Origin of the sequence: Streptomyces sp. NBC_00250, from assembly GCF_036192275.1 — a bacterium.
In the GTDB taxonomy this organism is placed as follows: domain Bacteria; phylum Actinomycetota; class Actinomycetes; order Streptomycetales; family Streptomycetaceae; genus Streptomyces.
Genome location: NZ_CP108088.1, coordinates 1,376,664 through 1,393,906, shown reverse-complemented (window position 1 = coordinate 1,393,906; position 17,243 = coordinate 1,376,664). Strand labels below are relative to the sequence as shown.

The 17,243-nt window shown below is 72.7% G+C and carries 17 protein-coding genes; 11 read left to right on the top strand and 6 right to left on the bottom strand.

From position 1 onward, the window contains the following. The first annotated feature begins 201 nt into the window (after nt 1-201). The 6 genes from OG259_RS06175 to OG259_RS06150 all read left to right on the top strand — a co-directional run bounded on the left by OG259_RS06175 (nt 202) and on the right by OG259_RS06150 (nt 6,155). Entirely contained in the window at nt 202-1,515 is a 1,314-nt protein-coding gene (locus tag OG259_RS06175) for an ABC transporter substrate-binding protein (protein ID WP_328941272.1), read from the top strand. Then, nucleotides 1,512-2,444, top strand: a complete 933-nt coding sequence (locus OG259_RS06170; protein WP_328941271.1) for a carbohydrate ABC transporter permease — start codon at nt 1,512-1,514, stop codon at nt 2,442-2,444. Before OG259_RS06175 ends, OG259_RS06170 begins: the two co-directional genes overlap by 4 nt. Then, the gene (locus OG259_RS06165; RefSeq protein ID WP_328941270.1) at nt 2,441-3,355 is read left to right on the top strand and encodes a carbohydrate ABC transporter permease; all 915 of its coding nucleotides are present in this window, start codon (nt 2,441-2,443) and stop codon (nt 3,353-3,355) included. The genes OG259_RS06170 and OG259_RS06165 overlap by 4 nt, the downstream gene beginning before the upstream one ends. Nucleotides 3,356-3,384: 29 nt before the next feature. After that, nucleotides 3,385-4,410, top strand: a complete 1,026-nt coding sequence (locus OG259_RS06160) for a LacI family DNA-binding transcriptional regulator (protein WP_328941269.1) — start codon at nt 3,385-3,387, stop codon at nt 4,408-4,410. 280 nt (nt 4,411-4,690) lie between these two features. After that, nucleotides 4,691-5,011 carry an L-rhamnose mutarotase gene (locus OG259_RS06155; RefSeq protein ID WP_328947007.1) on the top strand — a complete coding sequence of 107 codons (321 nt, stop codon included), beginning with the start codon at nt 4,691-4,693 and terminating at the stop codon, nt 5,009-5,011. A 106-nt stretch (nt 5,012-5,117) separates the two neighbouring features. Then, nucleotides 5,118-6,155: a LacI family DNA-binding transcriptional regulator gene (locus tag OG259_RS06150; protein ID WP_328941268.1), complete on the top strand. Its 1,038-nt coding sequence runs from the start codon at nt 5,118-5,120 to the stop codon at nt 6,153-6,155. A gap of 86 nt (nt 6,156-6,241) precedes the next feature. Here OG259_RS06150 and xylA read toward each other — a convergent pair whose 3' ends face one another. Next, nucleotides 6,242-7,411, bottom strand: coding sequence for a xylose isomerase (gene xylA, locus OG259_RS06145; RefSeq protein ID WP_328941267.1), 1,170 nt, complete (start codon nt 7,409-7,411; stop codon nt 6,242-6,244). Between the two features lie 117 nt (nt 7,412-7,528). Between xylA and xylB the strand changes: the two genes are divergently transcribed. Next, nucleotides 7,529-9,022, top strand: a complete 1,494-nt coding sequence (xylB, locus tag OG259_RS06140) for a xylulokinase (protein ID WP_328941266.1) — start codon at nt 7,529-7,531, stop codon at nt 9,020-9,022. 73 nt (nt 9,023-9,095) lie between these two features. Then, nucleotides 9,096-9,326 (top strand): hypothetical protein, encoded by a 231-nt coding sequence (locus OG259_RS06135; RefSeq protein ID WP_328941265.1) that lies wholly within the window; start codon nt 9,096-9,098, stop codon nt 9,324-9,326. A 38-nt stretch (nt 9,327-9,364) separates the two neighbouring features. On the opposite strand, the gene OG259_RS06130 is transcribed toward OG259_RS06135, so the two are convergent. The 3 genes from OG259_RS06130 to OG259_RS06120 all read right to left on the bottom strand — a co-directional run bounded on the left by OG259_RS06130 (nt 9,365) and on the right by OG259_RS06120 (nt 11,695). Beyond that, nucleotides 9,365-9,961, bottom strand: coding sequence for a DUF1349 domain-containing protein (locus OG259_RS06130; RefSeq protein WP_328941264.1), 597 nt, complete (start codon nt 9,959-9,961; stop codon nt 9,365-9,367). Between the two features lie 229 nt (nt 9,962-10,190). Then, nucleotides 10,191-11,129: a ketopantoate reductase family protein gene (locus OG259_RS06125; protein WP_328941263.1), complete on the bottom strand. Its 939-nt coding sequence runs from the start codon at nt 11,127-11,129 to the stop codon at nt 10,191-10,193. Continuing rightward, the gene (locus OG259_RS06120; RefSeq protein ID WP_328941262.1) at nt 11,126-11,695 is read right to left on the bottom strand and encodes a winged helix-turn-helix transcriptional regulator; all 570 of its coding nucleotides are present in this window, start codon (nt 11,693-11,695) and stop codon (nt 11,126-11,128) included. The genes OG259_RS06125 and OG259_RS06120 overlap by 4 nt, the downstream gene beginning before the upstream one ends. Before the next feature lie 95 nt (nt 11,696-11,790). Between OG259_RS06120 and OG259_RS06115 the strand changes: the two genes are divergently transcribed. Continuing rightward, complete coding sequence (locus OG259_RS06115; protein ID WP_328941261.1) at nt 11,791-13,002, top strand: ROK family protein; 1,212 nt, start codon at nt 11,791-11,793, stop codon at nt 13,000-13,002. A 40-nt stretch (nt 13,003-13,042) separates the two neighbouring features. Here the strand turns inward: OG259_RS06115 and OG259_RS06110 are convergent, their stop codons facing one another. After that, complete coding sequence (locus OG259_RS06110; protein ID WP_328941260.1) at nt 13,043-13,900, bottom strand: MBL fold metallo-hydrolase; 858 nt, start codon at nt 13,898-13,900, stop codon at nt 13,043-13,045. Nucleotides 13,901-14,012: 112 nt separating this feature from the next. Between OG259_RS06110 and OG259_RS06105 the strand changes: the two genes are divergently transcribed. Further along, entirely contained in the window at nt 14,013-15,497 is a 1,485-nt protein-coding gene (locus tag OG259_RS06105) for an ABC transporter permease (protein ID WP_328941259.1), read from the top strand. A gap of 37 nt (nt 15,498-15,534) precedes the next feature. Further along, nucleotides 15,535-16,242: an ABC transporter ATP-binding protein gene (locus OG259_RS06100; RefSeq protein WP_328941258.1), complete on the top strand. Its 708-nt coding sequence runs from the start codon at nt 15,535-15,537 to the stop codon at nt 16,240-16,242. A 33-nt stretch (nt 16,243-16,275) separates the two neighbouring features. Here the strand turns inward: OG259_RS06100 and OG259_RS06095 are convergent, their stop codons facing one another. After that, nucleotides 16,276-17,241 (bottom strand): M23 family metallopeptidase, encoded by a 966-nt coding sequence (locus OG259_RS06095; protein WP_328941257.1) that lies wholly within the window; start codon nt 17,239-17,241, stop codon nt 16,276-16,278. Nucleotides 17,242-17,243 lie beyond the last annotated feature (2 nt).

Sequence of the window (17,243 nt, the reverse complement as noted above, 5' to 3'; positions counted from 1 at the left end):
CCTGAAACCTCGAACGGTGAAAGCTGCGGAGCCTTGTGAACGTGCACACAGTCGATCTCGATGTGGCAACGCAACATAACCGCACACGAACAACCATTGACAAGTGTCCGGAACATTTCTCTACTGTGAACGCTCACAGATGCATGACCGGCCTTCCCGCTCTGGGGAGAGGCCCCTTTTTCGGTCAGGGAGAAGCACCCCATGCCTCACATCACGCGCCGCAGCCTCGCCGCCGCCACCGCCGTCCTCCTCGGCGCCACCGCGCTCACCGCCTGTGGATCCTCCGACTCCGGCGACGAGGCGGCGGCGTCCGGCCCCGTCTCGCTGACCTACTGGGCCTGGGCGCCCGGTATGGACAAGGTCGTGGCCCTCTGGAACGCCGAGCACCCCGACATCAAGGTCACGGTGCAGAAGCAGGCCTCCGGTGACGACCTGGTCACCAAGATCATCACCGCCGCCAAGGCGCACAAGGCCCCCGACCTCGTCCAGGCCGAGTACCAGGCCCTGCCGACCCTGGTCTCCAACGACGCCCTCGCGGACATCGCCACCGACGTCACGGGCGTCGAGGACAAGTTCGCCCCCGGCATCTGGCAGCAGACCACCCTCGGCAGCGACGAGGCCGTCTACGCCCTGCCGCAGGACTCCGGGCCGCTGATGTTCTTCTACCGCCAGGACCTCTTCAAGAAGTACGGCCTCTCCGTCCCCACCACCTGGGAGGAGTTCGCCGCCACCGCCCGCGACCTGAAGAAGAAGGCCCCGAAGCAGTCGCTCACCACCTTCTCCGCCAACGACTCCGGCCTCTTCGCCGGACTCGCCCAGCAGGCCGGCGCCAAGTGGTGGACCTTCGAGGGCGACACCTGGAAGGTCGGCATCGACGACGCCGCCACCAAGAAGGTCTCCGACTTCTGGGGCGGTCTGGTCGCCGAAGGCGCCATCGACAACCAGCCGATGTACACCCCCTCCTGGAACAAGGCCATGAACACCGGCGAGCAGCTCGCCTGGGTCTCCGCCGTCTGGGCCCCCGGCACCCTGACCACCGCCGCCCCCGACACCAAGGGCAAGTGGGCCATGGCCCCGCTCCCGCAGTGGACCGAGGGCGGCTCCTCCACCGGCAGCTGGGGCGGCTCCTCCACCGCCGTCACCACCGACTCCAAGCACAAGACGGCCGCCGCGCAGTTCGCCACCTGGCTGAACACCGACCCGGTCGCCCTCACGGCCCTCGTCAAGGAGAGCGGCATCTACCCGGCCGCCACCGCCGCCCAGACCAGCGGTGCCCTGGCCAAGGCCCCCGACTACTTCGCCAACCAGCCCGACTTCTACACCCGCGCCGCCGAGATAGCGAAGACCACCGCGCCGGCCGCCTGGGGCCCCAACGTGAACGTCGCCTACACCGCCTTCAAGGACGAGTTCGGCAAGGCCGCCAAGGCCAAGTCCGGCTTCGACACCGCCCTGTCCGCCGTCCAGTCCGCCACCGTCGCGGACCTCAGCAAGCAGGGCTTCGAGGTCGCCCGGTGACGCAGCCCCCCAAGGGCGCGCGCCGGTCGTACGGGGTCAAGGCGGCCCCGTACGGCTTCCTCCTCCCCGCCGCCCTCCTCTTCGCCCTCTTCTTCGCCCTGCCCATCGGCTACGCCCTGTGGCTCAGCTTCCACAAGGTCCAGATCAAGGGCCTCGGCCTCGGCAAGGGCGCCAAGTCCGAGGTCTGGGCCGGCCTGGAGAACTACACCTCCGCACTCACCGACTCCGAACTCGCCGCCAGCGCCCTGCGCGTCCTGGGCTACGGCGCCATCGTCGTCCCCGTGATGCTCGGCCTCGCCCTCTTCTTCGCGCTCCTGCTCGACTCCGAGCGCGTCCGGGCCCGCTCCTTCGCCCGGCTCGCGATCTTCCTGCCGTACGCCGTCCCCGGTGTCATCGCGGCCGTCCTCTGGGGCTTCCTCTACCTCCCGGACGTCAGCCCCTTCCACTTCGTCCTCGACAAGCTCGGCCTCCCGCAGCCCGACCTCATGGACGGTGGACCGCTCTACCTGGCGATGTCGAACATCGCGATCTGGGGCGGCACCGGCTTCAACATGATCGTCATCTACACCGCGCTGCGCTCGCTGCCCGCCGAGGTGTACGAGGCGGCCAAGCTCGACGGCTGCTCGGAGCTCCAGATCGCCCTGCGCATCAAGATCCCGATGGTGGTGCCCTCCCTGGTGCTCACCTTCTTCTTCTCGATCATCGCCACCCTCCAGGTCTTCAACGAGCCCATGACGCTCAAGCCGCTCACCAACGGCATCCCCTCCACCTGGAGCCCCCTCATGAAGGTCTACAGCGACGCTTTCACCGGCGGGAACATCCACGCCGCCTCGGCCACCGCCGTGGTCCTCGCCCTCGCCACCTTCGTGCTCTCCTTCGCCCTGCTCAGAATCTCCAACCGCCGCACCACACAAGGAGCCAGCCGATGACCGGGCTCGCCTCCCCTCCGCTGCGCAAGGCGGCCCCGGCAGCCGGCAGTACCCCCGGCGTCCCCCAGGCACCGCCGCGCCCCCGCCGCACCGCGCTGCTCCCCACGGCCGCCCTGGTCCTCGGCGCGCTCTACTGCCTGCTGCCCGTCGCCTGGGTCGTGGTCGCCGCCACCAAGCCCGACAACGAGCTCTTCTCCACCTTCACCTTCCTGCCCGGTGGCGGTCTCGCCGACAACGTCTCCGAGCTCACCGCGTACCGCGAGGGCATCTACTGGCGCTGGATGCTCAACTCCGTGTTCTACGCGGGCCTCGGCGCCGTCCTGTCCACCGTGGTCTCCGCGCTGGCCGGCTACGCCCTCGCGATCTACCGCTTCCGCGGCCGCGAGGCCTTCTTCAACGTGATGCTCACCGGCGTCCTCATGCCCCCGGTCATCCTCGCCATCCCGCAGTACCTGCTGATGGCCGAGGCCGACCTGACGGACACCTACGCCTCGGTGCTGCTGCCGCTGATCCTCTCCCCGTACGGCGTCTACCTCGGCCGCATCTACGCCGAGGCCGCCGTCCCGATGGAGCTGGTCGAGGCCGGCCGCATGGACGGCGCGGGCGAGTGGCGGATCTTCGTGCGGATCGCCGTCCCCATGATGTCCCCGGGACTGGTGACGATCTTCCTCTTCCAGTTCGTCGCCATCTGGAACAACTTCCTGCTGCCCTTCATCATGCTCGGCGACGACGAGAAGTTCCCCATGACGGTCGGCCTCTTCACCCTCCTCAAGCAGGGAGCCTCCCAACCCTCCCTCTACACCCTGGTGATCACCGGCGCGCTCCTCGCCATCGCCCCGCTCATCGCCCTGTTCCTCGTCATCCAGCGCTTCTGGAGCCTCGACCTGCTCTCCGGCGCCGTAAAGTCCTGAGCACAGGGGATCGAGGGGAAACACACAGCATGAGCACAGCAGCGAGCAGGCGCCGCCCGGCGACCATCCACGACGTGGCCCGCGAGGCCGGCGTCTCGCGCGGCACCGTCTCCCGAGTCCTCAACGGCGGCCACTACGTCAGCCCGACGGCCAAGGCGGCCGTCGACGCCGCGATCCGCAGAACGGGCTACGTCGTCAACCGGCACGCCCGCTCGCTGATCACGGGCAAGTCCGACTCGGTCGCCTTCCTCCTGACCGAACCTCAGGAGCGCTTCTTCGAGGACCCCAACTTCAACGTCCTGCTCCGCGCCTGCACCCAGGCACTCGCGGCCCAGGACATCCCGCTCCTCCTGATGATCGCGGGCACCGAGGACGAGCGCCGCCGCAACCTCCGCTACATCGAGGCCGGTCACGTCGACGGCGTCCTCCTCGTCTCCAGCCACTCCGGCGACCCCGTGGTGGCCCGGCTGCACGAGGCCGGCGTCCCCGTCGTCGCCTGCGGCAAGCCCCTCGGCCAGACCGCCAAGATCGGCTACGTCGCCGCCGACGACCGCGACGGCGCCCGCGACATGGTCCGCCACCTGTACGGCTCCGGGCGGCGCCGGATCGCCACCGTCACCGGCCCGCTCGACACCCCCGGAGGAGTGGAGCGCCTCGCCGGTTACCGCGAGACGCTCGCCGAGTACGGGCTGCCCGCCGACGAGACGCTCATCGCCACCGGCGACTACAGCCGGGCCAGCGGCGAGGACGCGGCCGTAGCCCTCCTGGAGCGCGCCCCGGACATCGACGCCGTCTTCGTCGCCTCCGACCTGATGGCCCAGGGCGTCCTCGACGCCCTCGCCCGCGCGGGCCGGAAGGTCCCCGAGGACATAGCCGTCGGAGGCTTCGACGACTCCCCGGCAGCCCTGTCCTCCCGCCCCTCGCTGACCACGATCCGTCAGCCCTGGGACCGGATCAGCACCGAGATGGTACGGACGCTGCTCGCCCGGATAGCGGGGGAGGACCCGGCGACGGTGATCCTCCCGACGGAGTTGGTCCGGCGGGAGTCTGCGTAGTCGGGGCGGTCGGCGTCGTCGGCGTCGCCGGCGCAGCGCGTACGTCAGGGGAGCGGTCGCATCCTTCGGGAAGCGGCCGCTCCTTCGTGTCGGGCGCGGGGCGCCTGGATCGACTCTTGCGTGAATCGATTCATCCCATGGGAGATCCGGCTGCCGTCCAGGATGTCGTCGCAACCCTTGACCACGATCATGTCCACGGCCTAGCGTCGAGCGCACGGACTGAATCATTTCAGCCATGGGGTCGGCGACGGCGAGGGCGAGGGTGAACGGGATGGCGAACATGCGGCGGGTCTGTTTCCTGCTCAAGGTCCGGGCCGGGCGGGTGGAGGAGTACCGGGCGCGCCACACGGACGTCTGGGCCGACATGCTCACGGCACTTTCCGCTGCCGGCTGGCACAACTACTCCCTCTTCCTCCGCGAGGACGGGCTGCTCGTCGGCTATCTGGAGACGCCGGACTTCGACCGGGCCCGCGCCGCGATGGAGGCCACCGAGGTCAACGCCCGCTGGCAGGCGGAGATGGCGGAGTTCTTCGAGGAGCTCGACGGGCAGGCGCCCGACGCCGCCATGCGCCCGCTCACCGAGGTCTTCCACCTCGCGTGAGAGGCGCCGGGCGGCGGCCCGCCGCGACGCGGCCGCATAGGATGAAAAGCGGGGCGGGACCTCGCCCGGCCGGGGCGGTAGGGGCAGGACGGACCAGGTGGGACGGATGACGGACACCGCGCGGGCGGTCGGGAACGTCGGCATCAAGGACGTGGCACGCGAGGCGGGAGTCTCCGTCGGGACCGTCTCGAACGTGATCAACCAGCCCGAACGGGTCTCGCCCGCGACGCTCGAACACGTACGGCGGGTCATCGCCCGCCTCGGCTACGTGCGCAGCGAGTCCGCCCGCCAGCTACGGGCCGGCCGCAGCCGGATCATGGCCTTGCTCGTCCTCGACATGGGCAACCCCTTCTTCGTCGACATCGCCCGGGGCGCCGAGCGCACGGCACGTGCGGCCGGTCTGGGCGTCATGGTCTGCAACAGCGACCAGAACGCCGGTGAGGAGGCCGACTACCTGTCCCTCTTCGCGGAGCAGCGCGTCCGCGGCGTCCTGGTCACCCCCGCCGACCCGAGCGGTGCGAACCTGCGCGAGTTCCGCCGCCACGGCATCCCGTCCGTGCTCGTCGACCGGGTGGCGGGCGACGGCGCCGGCTGCTCTGTCTCCGTCGACGACGTCGTCGGCGGCTCGCTGGCGATCCGGCACCTCACCGCGGCGGGACACCGCTCCTTCGCGTACGTCAGCGGCCCGTCCCACCTCCAGCAGATCCGCGACCGGCGCGAGGGCGCGCTGCTCGCGCTCGCGGAGGCGGGACTGCCCGCGTCGGCGCTCCGGGAACTCCCGGCGGAGCGCCTGGACGTGGCCTCGGGGCGCGACGCGGGCTCCCGTCTGCTCGGCCTCGCCGACCGCCCGACGGCCGTCTTCTGCGCCAACGACCTGCTGGCGCTCGGTGTGCTCCAGTCGCTCTACGCGGCGGGGGTCAGGGTCCCGGAGGACATGGCCATCGTCGGCTACGACGACATCGAGTTCGCCGCGGCCGCGACCGTACCCCTGACGTCCGTACGGCAGCCGGCGCTGACGCTCGGAGCCAAGGCGGCCGAGCTTCTCCTGGAGGAGACCGGCGAGCGGGCGGCCGACCACCGGCACGAGCACGTGGTGCTCCAGCCGGAACTGGTCGTCCGCCGCTCGACCCTCGCCGGGCACTGACCGCCTGCGTACGACGGCTTCGTACGCGGGCCTCGTGCGACGGCTGCGTGCGACGGTCTCGTACGGCGCCTCGTGCGACGGCGTTCTCAGCGGACGCCGAGCAGGTGCTCCAGGGCCAGCTGGTCGAGGTGTTCGAAGGCCATGGAGCGGGCCGCCGCCGCGTCCGGGTCGAAGGTCTCGTACGCCGTGGGGTCGGCGAGCAGCGCGGCGAGGCCGTCGGCGGCCGTGGGGACGGCGAGTTCGGGCAGCCGGGAAGCGGTCAGGGCCCGCTGGACGTCCGGGTCGGCGCGGAAGGCCGCCGTGCGCTCCTTGAGGATCAGGTAGTTCCGCATGCAGTTCTTCGCGGACTCCCACACCCCGTCCGCGCCGTCCGTCCGCACCGGCTTGAAGTCGAAGTGGCGCGGGCCCTCGTACCCGGCCGTCTCCAGCAGGTCCACCAGCCAGAACGCCTGGCGCAGATCGCCCGCGCCGAAGCGGAAGTCCTGGTCGTACTTGATGCCGGACTGGCCGTTCAGGTCGATGTGGAAGAGCTTGCCCGCCCACAGGGCCTGCGCGATGCCGTGCGGGAAGTTGAGGCCGGCCATCTGCTCGTGGCCCGTCTCCGGGTTCACACCGACGAGTTCGGGGCGCTCCAGGCGCTCGATGAAGGCCAGGGCGTGCCCGATGGTGGGCAGCAGGATGTCGCCGCGCGGCTCGTTCGGCTTGGGCTCGATGGCGAAGCGCAGATCGTAGCCCTGCTCGGTGACGTACTCGCCGAGCAGGTCGAAGGCCTCCTTCATCCGGTCGAGCGCGACCCGTACGTCCTTCGCCGCGCCGGACTCGGCGCCCTCCCGGCCGCCCCAGGCCACATAGACGGTGGCGCCGAGTTCGACGGCCAGGTCGATGTTGCGGAGGGTCTTGCGCAGGGCGAAGCGGCGGACGTCCCGGTCGTTGGCGGTGAACGCGCCGTCCTTGAAGACGGGGTGGGTGAAGAGGTTCGTGGTGGCCATCGGCACCGCGAGTCCGGTGCGGTCGAGTGCGGCCCGGAAGCGCTTGACGATCGCGTCGCGCTCGGCGTCCGGGGCGCCGAAGGGGATCAGGTCGTCGTCATGGAAGGTGACGCCGTACGCGCCGAGGGCGGCGAGCCGCTCCACCGTCTCGACGGGATCGAGGGCCGGCCGGGTGGCCTCGCCGAAGGGGTCGCGGCCCTGCCAGCCGACGGTCCACAGTCCGAAGGTGAACCGGTCCTCGGGGGCGGGGGAGAAGAGATCCGGCATGGTGTGTCCTTCTCTCGGGATTTGTTTTCTGAGATAACTAATACGGGACGGACGCACCGGGGCGCCAGTCCCCCGCCATGAATCGCCCCGGACGAACCACAGGAAAGAGGTGAGGGCGTGCCCACGAGCCGCTCCGTCGTGATCGGCGTGGACAGCTCCACGCAGTCCACCAAGGCCGCGGTCGTCGACGCCGACACCGGCGAGCTCCTCGCCCTCGGCCGCGCCCCGCACACCGTCACCGGCACCGCCGGCGCGCGCGAGAGCGACCCCGAGGAATGGTGGACCGCCCTCGCCACGGCCGTCCGCACGGCGGTACGGGACGCGGGCGTCCCGGCCGACGCCGTCACCGGCATCGCCGTCGCAGGGCAGCAGCACGGCCTCGTCACCCTCGGAGCCGACGGACGCCCCCTGCGCCCCGCGCTGCTCTGGAACGACACCCGCTCGGCGCCCCAGGCCGCCGCCCTCGCCGCCCGCCTCGGCGGTCCCGACGCCTGGCAGGCACGCACCGGTTCGATGCCCGTCGCCTCCATGACCGCCGCCAAGTGGCAGTGGCTGCGCGCGCACGAACCGCACGTCGCGGCGGCCGTCGCCGGGGTCCGGCTCCCGCACGACCACCTCACCGAGCGCCTCTCGGGCGTCGCCGTGACCGACCCCGGGGACGCCTCCGGGACCTGCTGGTACGGAACCGCCGAAGGCGCGTACGACCCCGAGATCCTGGACCTCATCGGTCTCGACCCGGCGCTGCTGCCCACCGTCGCCCCCGGCGGCGCCACCCGCGTCGGCACCCTGACCCCGGCCGCCGCCGAGGCCCTCGGGCTGCCCCGTACCGTCGTCGTCGCAGCGGGGACCGGCGACAACATGGCCGCGGCCGTCGGCCTCGGCCTCGGCGGCGCGGGACTCCTCGACCATCCGGTCGTCAGCCTCGGCACCTCCGGCACCGTCTTCGCCGCGACCCGCGCCCGCCCGGCCGACCCCGGACTCGCCGGCTTCGCCGCCACCGACGGCACGTACCTCCCGCTCGGCTGCACCCTCAACTGCACCCTGGCGGTGGACCGGTTCGCCACACTCCTCGGCCTGGACCGGGAGGACGCGGCGCCGGGGGGAGACGTGGTGGTCCTGCCGTACCTCGACGGCGAACGCACCCCCGACCTGCCCCACGCGGCGGGGCTCGTCACCGGCCTCCGGCACGGCACGGACCCCCGATCGGTCCTCGGTGCCGCCTACGAAGGCGCGGCCTTCACGGTCCTGCGCGCCCTCGACCGACTCCTCGTCGCCTGCGGCCTCGACCCGTCGGATCCCGCCGTACGGGACCGGCCGCTGCGCCTGATCGGCGGCGGCGCGCGGGGCCGCGCCTGGACCGAGACCGTCCGCAGGCTCTCCGGGCGCCCCCTGATGGTCCCGGCCGCCGACGAACTCGTCGCCCTCGGCGCGGCGGCCCTGGCGGCCGGCGCGGTGACGGGCGCGGACCCGGTGGCCCTGACGACGGCCTGGGACACGGGGTCGGGCGAGCTCCTTCCCCCGGTCGCGCGTGACGAGGAGACCTGGAGCCGTATCGAGGGGGTCCTGTCCGCCGCCACGCCGACACTGCTGGGCGGCCCGGTCCCGTCGTGAGGTGACCCGGGACTCTGGCCCTGCCGCCGACCGGCCGCTTACCCTGAGGGGAACGACGGGGGAGGCGCAAGTGGTGGCGGTATTCGTTCTGTTGGGGATCCTCGGCGGCGCGGGGATCCTGATGGTCGTCACGTTGGTCCGTCGAGGAGGCGGGCGGAGGACGGACACGGCCGAGGGCATGCTCCTGGAGCAGGAAGCCCTGCGCCGGGCCCGCCACGACCGGGTGTCCTTCGGTTCCGCGGCCGTCCACAACTCCGTCCCCACGGCGAGCGACTCGTACCACCGCGGGAGCGGTCGCCCTTGAGGGGTGGCGCCCGGGCAGGGGCGCACCCCACGGTGGTGTCAGCGACCGTCGAAGAGGTGGGCCAGGGTCGTCGGGGCGAGACGGAGTTCGTCGAAGTCGACGCGGCATCCCTCGCCGACGGGTGACTGGACCTCGATGCCGACCCGTACGGGATCGGGGCCGTCCAGGGCGAACTGCCGCACCAGGCGCCAGAAGCCGCCGTCGTCCGAGACGTGGAAGGCGAAGCCCTCGCCGATCCGGCTGATGCGCAGCCACAGCGCGTCTCCCGGGACCGGGCCCGCGAGCGCGTCGTCGGACCGCCCGCGGGTGACGACCGAGTAGACGCTCGGAGCGCCGTCGGGCGCCTGCTCGAAGTTGAGCTTCGCCCAGTGGTCGTCGTCGTACCGGACGATGAGCGCCCCCGCGTCCCACGCGGACCGGAAGCCGACGCGCAGCCGGGCCGAGAACTGCCAGTCGCCGTCCGGCGGAGCGGTCAGAGCCATGGCGGCGTCTCGTCGCGCCGCCCCGCCGACGGGGTCCGTGAAGACGTCCGTGCGGGGGGCGGCGGAGACGGTCAGGACGTCACCGGAGAGGGACCAGGCGGCCGGGTCGGTCATCCAACGCAGGCCGAGCGGGGGCGAGTCGTCGACGTTCATGGCGTCATGATCGCGAACCCGACGGGCGCCCGCCACGGACTCCACCAAGGATCCAAGAGCCGGTACGAGAGTCCAACTCGGCAGATCACTCGCGAGGGGCCGCCCGGCTTCCGGTCCGGCTTCCGGAGCGGCCCCGCCCGGCTTCCCGAGGGGACTCGCGAGGGGCCGTCCGGTTCCCGAGCGGCCCCGTCCGGCGGCCCGGCTGCGAGAGCCCCCGGTCCACCGACCGTCAGGCCCCGGCGCCCGCCGTCGCCGTGATGCGCCGCTGGTGCACCCGCAGGTGCAGGGTCGCCAGGTCGAGGAGCGGGGTCGCCACCCCCAAGGCACGCGCGCGGGTGGTCAGGTCGCCGAAGAGGTGCTCGACCTCGGTCGGGTGCCCCGCCGTGAGATCGCGGTAGAGGGACGGGACCATCGGCGAGCCCGACGCCGAGACCACGGCGAGCGTCGCCGCCCGCTCCGCCTCCGGTACGGGGTGTCCTGCCGCGGCGGCGACGGCGGCCGCCTCGTCGAGCAGCGCCGGGCCGAGTGCGGGACCGCCCGGTGCGTCGTACACATCGCCCACCGTGCCCCGCATCAGGCTCGTCACGGCGCCGAAGGTCGTGATGAACACCCACTTGTGCCACATCGCCGTGATCACGTGCTCCGGCTCCGGCGACGCGATTCCCGAGCCGTCGAGGACCGCCCTGATCTTCGCCACGCGCGCGGAGTCCGTGCCGTCCTGCTCGCCGAGCGTCAGATGGGCCAGCGGGGCGAGCCGCCGGATGTCACCCGTGTCGTCGAGCGTGGTCACCACCTTGGCCACGCCGCCGAGGACGGCCGAGGCCCCGAAGCGGGCGTTGAGGGCGTCGATGTGGGCGAGACCGTTGAGGAGCGGCACGACGGCCGTGTCCGGCCCGACGGCCGGCGCGGTGTCCTCGATCGCCCTGTCCAGGCCGGTGGACTTCACCGACAGCAGGACCAGGTCGTACGGGGAGTCGAGCGCGTCGGCCGTCACGAGGCGGGGCGCGAGGACCCACTCCTCGTCCCGGCCCACCACCCGCAGCCCGCGCTCCCGCAGCACCGCCGCCCTGGCAGGACGGACCAGGAAGGTGACGTCCTGTCCGGCGCGGGCGAGCAGGGCTCCGAAATAGCCACCGGTGGCACCGGCGCCGACGACCAGGATCTTCATCGTTGTGGACCTCTCGTGGAGCGCCCCGAGGGCGCGGTGGTGAGCAGGGGATGGAGCAGCCGGTGCGGCCGGGCGAGCGCGGCCGTCACCGGGTCGTCGTCAGGGGCGGACGGGGTGAGCCCGGGGCCGGGGGCGACCAGGACGTCCGCGACGGGTACGGCCGCGCCGCAGCGCGTACAGCGTCCGTCCGCGTCGAGCGGGGCCTCGTCCCCGGCGTGCAGGAAGACGCGGCGCGGGCCGCCGTCCGCCGCGTGGAACTCCTCGCCCCAGGCGGTCAGCGCGCGGACGGCCGGCCAGAGCGCGACTCCCTTGGGCGTGAGCGCGTACACCTCGCGGCGGCCCGTGCCCGGCTCGGGGCGGCGCTCCAGGACGCCCGCCCCGGTGAGGGTGGTGAGCCGGTCGGTGAGGACGGCCCGGGGTACGCCCAGGTGCGCGGCGAACTCCCCGAACCTGCGCACCCCGTAGAAGGCGTCGCGCAGGATCAGCAGCGTCCAGCGCTCGCCGACGATCTCCATCGAGCGGGCGAGGGCGCAGGTCTGGCCGCGGTAGTCGCGCGGAAGGGTCATGGCGGGACCCTAGCGCAGAACAGTTCGGTGACCGAACTGTTTGTGAGGGAACGGTTCTCCGGCGAGTGAAGGGGACCACTAGGCTTTCGCTCACCATGAACCAGCCCACGGAACCCAAGGCCGACAAGTCGGGCGTGCGTCGGCACAACCTGAGCCTCGTCCTGCGGACCGTCCACGACGCGGGCGAGACCACCAGGGCGGCCGTCGCCGGCCGCGTCGGCCTCACCCGGCCCGCCGTCTCCTCGCTCGTCGAGCAACTCCTCGACCTCGGCTTCCTCGTCGAATCGGGCAAGACGTTCAGCGGGCAGGCGGGACGGCCGGGCACCGTCCTCAAACCCGCGGACACCGGACCGGCCGGGCTCGGTGTCGAGATCAACGTCGACTACGTGACGGTCTGCGTCGTCGACCTCACCGGCACCGACCGCGTCCGGCGCACCGAACGCCTCGACAACCGCTCCGTCGGCGCCCCCGAAGTCCTCGCCAGGGCCGCCCGTGTCGCCGCCGACGTCCTGGACACCGCCGCGGAACGACGTCTCGCTCCGGCCGCCGCCGGACTCGCCCTGCCGGGCCTCGTCTCCGGCGGGACCGTCCGGCAGGCCCCCAACCTCGGCTGGTACGAGGTCGAGGCCGAGCGCCTCTTCGGCGAGGCCCTCACCGCACTGCGCCCCGGCACCGAGGGCCTCGCCCTGACCTCCGACAACGAGGCCAACATGGCGGCCCTCGCGGAGCTGTGGTTCGGCACGCTCGGCGACCTCCGCACCTTTCTCCACCTGACCGGCGAGATCGGCGTCGGCGGCGCGATCGTCGTCCACGGCGAACTCCTGCGCGGCGCGCACGGCTTCGCCGGCGAGATCGGCCATCTCGTCGTCGACGCCGAAGGGCCCCGCTGCCGGTGCGGCTCCCGCGGCTGTCTGGAGCAGTACGCGGGCCAGGCGGCGCTCCTCCGGGCGGCGGAGGCGACCGGCGTCCCCGACCTCACGGACCGCGCCGGGGCGGGAGACCCGCGGGCCCTCGCCGCGCTCGCCGAGGCGGGCAGGATGCTCGGGCGCGCCCTGTCCGGCGCCGTGAACCTCCTCGACCCCGAGGCGGTCGTCCTCGGCGGCATCTACCCGCAGCTGATGCCGTGGCTCGTCCCCGCCCTCGCCGAGGAGCTCTCCGACCGGGTCGTCTCCGGCCTCTGGGCCCCGGAATCGGGCCGCCTCCGCCCCGCCTCCGCCGCCACCGACGCCGCCCGGGGCGCGGCGGCCCTCGTCCTCCACGACGTCCTGGCCGACCCGCTGGCGTACCCCACGGCGACGGGCGCCTGACGAGAGCGGCGGTCGGACGGTTGCGGGGGCCCGACGGGGCTCACCGGGCGTCGGCGGCCCCGCCGCCGGGCGGTCGGCCGGTGGGGGCCGTCGGCGGTTCGACGAACGGCCGCGTCAGATGGGCCGTCGCCAGCACCGCGCCGCTGTCGGCGGCGCGCGCCAGCAGCTCCGCGCGCGAGGAGCGGGCGGTGGCCGGGTCGCGTTCGTGGGCGTACGCCACGCCCGGTGCGACGAGCTGTACGGCGTGGACGAGGACGTCGCCGGTCACCAGGACGTCCCGGCCGTCCGGCCGTTCGACCAGGACGGACTGATGGCCGGGGGTGTGGCCGGGAGTGGGAAACAGCGTGACGCCCGGGCGCAGCCGGTGCCTGCCGTCGACCTCGTGCAGCTGCCCGGCGGCCCGGAGGGGTGCCACCACCCAGTCCCACACGGGGTCCTGCCGGTCGAGGGCGGCGGTCTCCGCGCGCTGGACGACGTACCGGGCGGACGGGAAGAACGGCCGGCCGGCGGCGTCGGCGGCCCAGCCGGTGTGATCCTCGTGCAGATGCGTCAGGACCACGGTGTGGACGTCCGCGCGGTCGATCCCGGCCTCTGTGAGCAGGTCCGGCAGTCGGCCGGGCACGGGACACCAGGGCGCTCCCGGCCCGCCGGCGGGGCCCACCCCCGCGTCGATGAGCGTCCACCCCGAACCGCCGGGGTCCGTCACGGCGAAACAGCGGAAGTCCAGCCGCCACGCGCCCTCGGGACCGACCGCACCCGGGTCGAGCGCGGCGGCGGCCGCCCAGTCCGCCGGGACCGCGCCGGGGAAGGCGTCCCGCGCCGACCTGAAGAACAGCCCGGTGGCGTCCAGGAGTGCCGTCACCGGGCCCATCCGCGTCAGTTCGCTGCTGTTCGGCATGACGCCGACCCTGCCACCGTCAGGCTCCGCACGTACAGCAGACCGATCACTCTCATCCCGCTCTCACGCCGGCCTTATCCCGTCATCACGCGCCGCCCCTAGCTTCACGCCCATGTTCTTCACCTACCTCCGGCGCGAACTGCGCCGCCGCAGAAAGGCGGCGCTCGTCGTCGCCTCCGGGCTCGCGCTCGGTATCGCGCTGGTCATCGTCGTCAACTCCGTCTCCGCCGGCATGAATCAGGCCCAGGGCAAGGTCCTCGAGTCCCTCTACGGCCTCGGTACGGACCTGACGGTGACCAAGGCGCAGGAACGGCCGGAGGGCGGCGCGCAGCCGCAGCGACCCCGGTTCGAGTTCCAGGGCAAGGAGGACGGTGAGGAGCAGAGCAGCGACCGGCTGATGGTCCAGGGCTTCCAGACCCTCGCGGACTCCACCGTCGCCACGGTCGCCGGACAGCCCGGTGTCGACCGAGCGGTGGGCGGGCTCAGCCTCGTCAACCTGAAGATCGACGGGGAGTTCGCGCGGGGCCGGATCCAGCGCGGCCAGACCCAGCAGGGTCAGCCCGGCGAGCAGGGCGGCCAGAACGGCGGAAGCGGCAACGGCGGCGGTTCCGGGCCCGGCGACACCGTCACCGGTGGCGGCGCGGCCTTCGACGTCGACTCCTTCACGCTCTACGGCACCGACGTCACGTCGCCCGACCTCGGCCCCCTCACGACCTCCACCGTCTCCCAGGGCCGTACCTTCAAGACCACCGAGACCGACGCGAAGGTCGCCGTCGTCGACAGCGCCTACGCCCAGGAGAAGGACCTCGCGCTCGGGGACGAACTCACCGTCAAGAACGTGAAGTTCGAGATCGTCGGCATCGCGACCGCCGACCGGGGCCAGTCCGCCGCACAGGTCTACCTTCCGCTGAAGCAGGCGCAGACCCTCTCCGCCTCCGCGGCCGAGATCACCACGATCTATGTGAAGGCGACCGACTCGACGCGGATCGACGCGGTGAAGACCGCCATCCAGAAGAACGTCACCGGTACCACCGTCACCACGTCGGCCGACCTCGCCCAGACGGTCTCCGGCTCGCTCGACACCGCCGCCGACCTCGCCTCGAACGTGGGCCGGTGGCTCTCGTACGCCGTGCTGCTCGCCGCGGTCCTCGTCGCGGGTCTGCTCACCTCCTCCGCCGTCACCCGCCGGGTCCGTGAGTTCGGCACGCTCAAGGCGCTCGGCTGGAAGAGCGGCCGGGTCACCCGCCAGGTCGTCGGCGAGGCCCTCGTCAACGGATTCATCGGCGGCGCCCTCGGCATCGCGATCGGCCTGGCCGGAGCGTACGCGGTGTCCGCCGTCAGCCCGACGCTCACCGCCGAACTGGGCGCTACCGGAGGCGCGTTCGGCGGCGGACGCGGCGGCATGGCCTTCGGTGGCGGCCCCGGCGGCACGGCAGCCGGCAAGACCGTCGACATCGCCCTCACCGCCCCGGTCAGCGTCACGACGGTGGGTCTCGCCGTCCTCCTCGCCCTGGGCGGCGGTCTGGTCGCGGGCGCGTTCGGCGCCTGGCGCGCCTCGCGACTGCGCCCCGCGGACGCCCTGCGCCGCGTCGAGTAGCCGCCCGAACCCACCCACGCACCACAGGAGTCCCACCATGTACGAACTCATCGGCGTCACCAAGCAGTACCGGCGGGGCCAGGAGAGAGTCGACGCCCTCGCCGGGGTCGACCTCACCCTCGCCCAGGGCGACCGGCTGGTCATCCAAGGGCCCACGGGCGGCGGCAAGTCGACGCTCCTCCAGATGCTCGGCGGCCTCGACCGCCCCACCTCCGGCCGGGTCCTGCTCGACGGCACGGACCTCGCCGCGCTCTCCGAGCGCAAGCTGACAGCCGTACGCGGCCAGAACATCGGCTTCGTCTTCCAGAGCTTCAACCTCATCCCCACGCTCACCGCGCAGGAGAACGTGGAGACCGCGCTCGTCCCGCTCGGTGCGAAGCCCGCCGAGCGGCGGAGCCGGGCCGCCGAGGCGCTGGAGTCGGTAGGACTCGGCGAACGCCGCGGACATCTGCCGTCCGAGCTCTCCGGCGGTCAGCAGCAGCGGGTGGCCATCGCCCGCGCGCTCGTCAAGCGCCCGAAGGTGCTGCTCGCCGACGAACCGACCGGAAACCTCGACGAGTCGATGCGCGACGAGATCGTCGACCTGCTCGAAGGGCTGTGGAAGGAGCACGGGTTGACCTTCGTCATGGTCACCCACGACAGCGCGATCGCCCGCCGGGCGCCCCGCCTCGCCACGATCCGCAAGGGCCGGATCACGATCAAGGAGAACCGCCCGGCGGCGACGCCGGACCCGGTCGAGGCCTGAGCGACTGCCGTCGCCGCACGGGCCCTCGGGGGGCTACACGGGAACGCCGTGGCCGCGCAGATAGGCCGACGGGTCGATGTCCGAGCCGAAGTACGGCGTGGTCCGCACCTCGAAGTGCAGATGCGGACCCGTCACCCGGCCGGTCGCGCCCGAGCGGGCGATCCGCTGCCCGGCCGACACGCTCTGGCCGGGCGACACGTCGATACGGGAGAGATGGGCGTACTGGGTGTAGCGGCCGTCCGGGTGGCGGATCACCACCTCGTAGCCGTACGAGCGTCCGTACCCGGCGGTCACCACCCGTCCGGGACCCACCGAGCGGACCGTCGTTCCCGTCGGGACGGCGAAGTCCTGCCCCGTGTGATAGCCCTTCGACCAGGAACCGCGCTGGCCGTAGGAGCCCGTGTAGACGTACGAGGAGACCGGCGCCGTCCAGCCCCGCGAGGAGCCGGAGGGCGCCTTCGGCCCCGAAGGCCCGGAGTGTTTCGTGGAGTTGGAACTGTCGCCCGAAAGGCCCGTACGCTGCTGGTACTTCCACGCATGGCCGGTCCAGTACCAGTGGCCGCGGGACTTGTACCAGTAGACGCGGTCCTGGGCGTCCCAGCCCTGCCGCCCCCGGAAGACCGGCTCACCGGTCCGGCCGCCGCCCGCGGGGGAGGTGGCGGCCGGGGCTCCGGTGCGCTGCTCGTACGTCGTGGCGTGACTGGTCCAGCGCCACTCGCCGGCCGCGTTCCGGAACCAGTACTTCGAGCCGTCCCAGCCCGCGTGCGCCGGGGCGGGTTCGGCCGCGGCCGTTCCCGCCGCCGCGCCCGCCAGGACGACCGCGCCCACGGTCGCGACGACCGCGCGGCGCACCCCGTGCAGGGACGCCACCGCGCGCGGTCCGCCCGGGGCGGTGTGCCGGGCGGCGTCGGCGCAGCCCGCGCAGGCGCAGTCCGGGGGTATCTCGTCGGTGAATGCGGGGGTGGTGAATGCCGGGGCGGTGAATGCGGGGGTGTTCACGG